The organism is Dietzia sp. B44, from assembly GCF_014145245.1.
GTDB classification, from domain to species: Bacteria; Actinomycetota; Actinomycetes; order Mycobacteriales; family Mycobacteriaceae; genus Dietzia; species Dietzia natronolimnaea.
On sequence record NZ_JAALEF010000435.1, the window covers coordinates 1 to 5,111 of the forward strand.

The window sequence follows — 5,111 nt, forward strand, 5'->3', positions numbered from 1 at the left end:
GTCCCGCCGGTTGACGGCCACGGCCACCTGCTCGGCGAGTCGGGCACGGACGCTCTCCGCGTCCGCCAGCTCGGCGCGTCGGGTCACCAGGTCGTCGGCGGCCAACCGGAAGGTCGCGTCGCGGAGGTCGGCCTGGACGGACTGGGCCCGGCGCGCCACCTCGGCCTGACGACCGAGGGGCTTGAGCTGGCGGCGCAGTTCGCCGGTCAGGTCACTCAGCCGGTCGAGGTTGCCCTGCATCCCGGCGAGCTTGCGCTGCGCCTTCTCCTTGCGACGACGGTGCTTGAGGATGCCGGCGGCCTCCTCGATGAAGGCGCGACGCTCCTCGGGTTTGGACTCGAGGATCTCGGCAAGTTTGCCCTGGCCCACGATCACGTGCATCTCGCGCCCGATGCCCGAGTCCGAGAGCAGCTCCTGGACGTCCATCAGGCGGGCGCGGTCCCCGTTGATCTCGTACTCGGCCGCACCGTCGCGGAACATCCGCCGGGTCAGCGAGACCTCGGCGTAGTCGATGGGCAGCGTGCCGTCAGAATTGTCGAGGGTGAGCGTCACCTCCGCGCGGCCGAGCGGTGCCTTGCCTGCGGTCCCCGCGAAGATCACGTCCTGCATCTTGCCGCCGCGCAGCGACTTGGCGCTGTGCTCCCCCATCACCCAGGTCAGCGCGTCGACGACGTTGGACTTACCGGAACCGTTGGGACCGACCACGCAGCAGATGCCGGGCTCGAACCTCAGCGTCGTCGGTGCCGCGAAGGACTTGAAGCCCTTGAGCGTCAGCGACTTGAGGTACACGACTGTCGATCCTATGGCACGGCCGGCTACCGCCCCGGAGGCGTGACCCCGACGGCGACAATCGCCGCCGCGCGCCGCCGGGCAGCCGGCTTCACCGCCAACTTGTGGAGTTCCGACACCACGATGACCGTGGCCCCGACGATCACGCACATCGCCCACTCACCTGGACTCAGGGGGCTCAGACCCATCGGGCCGGCCAGGACCGGCCAGCTCACGACCAGCACCTGGAGGCAGGCGGCGACCGCCGTCGCGGCCATCAACAGCGGGTTCGCCAGCGGGCTGAGGGTGAACACCGACCGACGGAGGGCACGGGCGTTCATCACGTGGAAGAAACTGGCTGCGACCAGCACTGTCAGTGCCAGGGTGCGGGCGTGATCGGTGTCCACTCCCTCCCAGATCGCGCGCTCGTAGACGACGAGCGTCACCACCGCCATCCACACCCCGCTCAGCGCGGTACGCCACCACATGGTGGCATCGAGGACACCCTCACGAAGGTCGCGCGGGGGGACCTCCAGCTCGTCGCCCTCGCCGGGTTCGAATGCCAGGGCGATCACCTGGATCCCCGAGGTCACCAGGTTGGCCCACAACATCTGGACGGGCAGCAGGACCAGCGGGGAATTGGTGAAGACGTTGATCGCGACCGCCATCAACGCCGCGATCGCCGAGGACAGGAGGAAGAAGGTCGCCTTGCGGATGGTCGCGAAGGTGACCCGCCCCTCCTCCACGGCGTGCACGATCGTGCTGAAGTCGTCGTCCGTGAGGACGACGTCGGAGGCCTCGCGGGCGACGTCCGTGCCCGAGTCGCCCATCGCGACCCCGATGGAGGCGACGCGTAGTGCGGGCGCGTCGTTGACACCGTCCCCGGTCACCGCGACCACGTTGCCCATCGCCATGAGCTGCTCGACGATCCGCATCTTGTCCTGTGGCGACACCCGGGCCGCGACCGTCGCATCCGCCAGCCGGGCCCGGAGCATCGTGTCGTCCAGGGCCGCGATCTCGGCCCCGGTCAGCGGGGGCGTGCCGGTGTCCAGCCCGAGCCTCCCGGCGATCGCGGTGGCCGTGACCGGGTGGTCACCGGTGATCATCATCACCCGGATCCCCGCCGACCGGCAGCCGGCGATCGCCTCCTGGACGCCCGGACGTGGAGGATCGGTCATCCCCTCCAGGCCGAGGAAGGTCAGGTCCTCCGGTGCGCCCTCCAGGGTGTCGCCGGCCAGCCGCGGATCCCCGTCCTCGAGCTCCCGGCGGGCCGTGGCGATCACCCGCAGCCCCTCCGAGCCCAGGGCGTCGTTGGCTGCCAGGACGGCTGCCCGATCGAGGGTCGTGGTGCCCCCTGCGGTGAGCATGCTCGAGCACATCGCGGAGACCGCGTCGGGCGCACCCTTGACGTACAGCACCGGCCGACCGCCCTCGCTCCGGATCGTCTGCGAGAACCCGAGCTCGGGCTCGTACGGCATGTGCGCCACTGGGGCGGCGGCCCGTTCGGTCGGCGTGACGACGCCCAGTCCCACCGCCACCGCGGCCATCGCCGCATCCACCGCGTCGCCGGTGAAGCGAAGGGGGTCGTCCCGTGTCGGGACGGCCTCGTTGGTCAGCGCGCCCGCGCGCAGGGCGGTCTCCGCGACGGCGCTGATCCGACCGGTGTCGGTGCCGACCCCGGTCGCGGCGTCGACAGCGATCTCCCCCTCCGTGGTCCACAGCCGTTCCACGGTGAGCAGGTTCTGTGTCAGGGTCCCGGTCTTGTCCGACCCGATCACCGTCGTGGACCCGAGGGTCTCCACCGACGGCAGATGCCGCACGATCGCATTGCGCCGCGCCATCCGGGCCACGCCCACGCTCATCGCCACGGTGAGCACCACGGGTAGCGCCTCGGGGATCGCGGAGACCACGAGAGCCACCGCGGTCCGGAACATCAGCGAGACGTCGTGTCCGAGCGCGAGCCCGGCGGCGAAGACGGCCAGAGCGGAGATCCCCACGATCAGGCCGATCCACCGCTCCATGGAGTGGATCAGGGCGGTGAGCGGTGCCGCCGCCGCGGTGTCCTGGACCAGCTCGTTGATGGCCCCGAGCTCGGTACCCGCGCCGGTGCCGACCACGACACCCGTCGCACGGCCCGACGAGACCAGCGAGCCGCTGAACGCCATGCCGGTCCGATCTCCGGTCGGCGCATCGGGGGCGACCGGGTCCGTGTCCTTGTCCGTGGCCAGGGACTCGCCAGTGAGCATCGACTCGTCGACCCTCAGGGACACCGCCTCGATCAGCCGCAGGTCGGCCGGGACGCGGTCGCCGCTGTCGAGGTGCACGAGATCTCCGGGCACCAGATCGGCCGAGTCGATGGTCTGCACGTGACCGTCCCGCCGCACGCGGGCGGTGGGTGAGGCCAGGGATTGCAGGGCCCGGACCTCCGTCTCCGCCTTGCGCTCCTGCCAGAACCCGATCGCCGCGTTGAGCACGACCGCCGCCGTGATCGCGGCGGTGTCCACCAGGTGACCCTGCACCAGGGTGATGGCGGCGCAGACCATCAGGAACAGGACAAGGGGGCTCCGGAACTGCCGGAGCAGCACCCGCCAGGCGGCGGTCGCGTCGGTCGCCTCCAACCGGTTGGGACCGTGGCGCTCCAGACGGCGCGTCGCCTCCTCGGAGGTCAGTCCCGTGGTGCCGGTGCCCACCCGGTCGAGTACCTCCGGCACCTCCAGTGCGTGCCAGGTGTCGGTAGTCACGTCACCTTCTCCTGTGCCGGAGGTCCTGAATGAGGTCATGGTCCGGTCCTCCGGTCTGTCTCGAACGTCGCGATCGGTCCGTCTCCAGAATGCCCCTACACCGTTCCGGGCCCGGGGCCGAGGGTGCGTTCAGCGCTCGCGGAATCCGGTCAGGTCCCCCCGGGCCGGTTCCCAGGAGTCCACCACGAGCTCCACCGTGCCCGGCCCGTCCCCGCCCCGCAGCAGGTCGACGAGCTGAAGGCACGCCCGGCGGGGCCCCTCGGCCACCACATGGACCCGGCCGTCGGCCTTGTTCGCGGCGTATCCCACGAGCCCGAGCTCGAGCGCCCTGGAGCGGGTCCACCACCGGAAACCCACGCCCTGGACGTGTCCGTGCACCCAGGCGACCATCCGGACCGGGGCGGGATCGGGACCGCCCGGGCCCCCGTCAGCGGCGCGCCGGCCTGTCATCGGAGATCGAACCCGAGCTCGACCTCGGTGCCCGACTGCAGCGTCCGGCCCACGGTGCACGCCTTGTCGACGGATCGCCTGATCATGTCGAGCAGCCTGTCCCGCATGGCCGGATCGAGCCCGGACAGGTCGAGCTCGTAGGTCTCCTCCAACCGCGGGTACCGCTCGGCCTCGCGATCCGCGTCCCCGGCCACGCGCACGGTGGCCTCGTAGTCCTCGCCGAGCCGGCGGGAGACGGTGAAGTCCGAGGCCATCGCGGTGCACGACGCCAGGGCGATCTTGAGCAGTTCACCCGGGGTGAACACGCCCTCGACGTCCGCCGAGCCGATCTCCACTCGCGCGCCCCGCGTCGAGAGCCCGACGTACCGCCGGGTCCCGGCCCGCTCCACCCGGAGTTCGGTGGCGGCCGGTGGGTTCTGGGAGGTGTTGTCCTTACCGCTCGTCGTCATGACGGTCATCGTACGGAGCGGGTCCGGCGCGCCCCACCACGGCGGGGCGCCGTCTGGCAGGCGGGGCAGAAGTGGGAACCGCGGTTCATGAAGTCCTCGCGGACCACCGGCGTCCCGCATCTCGCACAGGGCCGCCCCGCTCGCCCGTAGACGTCGAGAGACCTGTCGAAGTATCCCGAGGCCCCGTTGACGTTGACGTACAGGGCGTCGAACGAGGTGCCCCCGGCGGCCAACGCGTCGGACATCACGTCACGGGCGTGACCGAGCACCCCGCGGACGGTGGCCAGCGTCAACGCTCCCGCGCGCCGACGGCCGTGGACACCGGAACGCCACAGCGCCTCGTCGGCGTAGATGTTGCCGATCCCCGACACCACGGTCTGATCCAGCAGGAGCCGTTTGATCTCTGTGTCCCGGCGGCGGATCGTCCGCGCCGTGGCCAGCTCGTCGAATCCCGGCTCGAAGGGGTCGGCGGCCACGTGGGCGGCCGGCGCGGGCAGGAGCACTCGGGTGCCGTCGGCGGCCTCGGCCAGTGGGACGACGGTCCACCCGCCGAACGTCCTCTGGTCGACGAACCGCAACTCCCTGCCGTCGTCGAGCAGCGCGCGGGCGTGGAGGTGTCGCACCCGGGGAGCGTCGGAGGACGTGACCAGCATCTGGCCGCTCATCCCGAGGTGGACCAGCAGACAGTCGGCTCCCGCGGTGT

General features: G+C 71.2%; 4 protein-coding genes and 1 pseudogene. All 5 read right to left on the reverse strand.

The genetic code is table 11. The features are described 5' to 3' along the window. Positions 1-789: chromosome segregation SMC family protein (locus tag G6017_RS13605; protein ID WP_347238011.1), on the reverse strand; the 789-nt coding region annotated here is incomplete at its 3' end. A gap of 26 nt (positions 790-815) precedes the next feature. Beyond that, positions 816-3,509, reverse strand: a complete 2,694-nt coding sequence (locus G6017_RS13610; protein ID WP_347238012.1) for a cation-translocating P-type ATPase — start codon at positions 3,507-3,509, stop codon at positions 816-818. A gap of 129 nt (positions 3,510-3,638) precedes the next feature. Further along, entirely contained in the window at positions 3,639-3,959 is a 321-nt protein-coding gene (locus G6017_RS13615; protein WP_182610125.1) for an acylphosphatase, read from the reverse strand. Then, entirely contained in the window at positions 3,956-4,408 is a 453-nt protein-coding gene (locus G6017_RS13620) for an OsmC family protein (protein WP_182610124.1), read from the reverse strand. The genes G6017_RS13615 and G6017_RS13620 overlap by 4 nt, the downstream gene beginning before the upstream one ends. Positions 4,409-4,413: 5 nt before the next feature. Continuing rightward, a pseudogene (gene mutM / locus G6017_RS13625) lies at positions 4,414-5,111 on the reverse strand (bifunctional DNA-formamidopyrimidine glycosylase/DNA-(apurinic or apyrimidinic site) lyase); the annotation flags it as partial.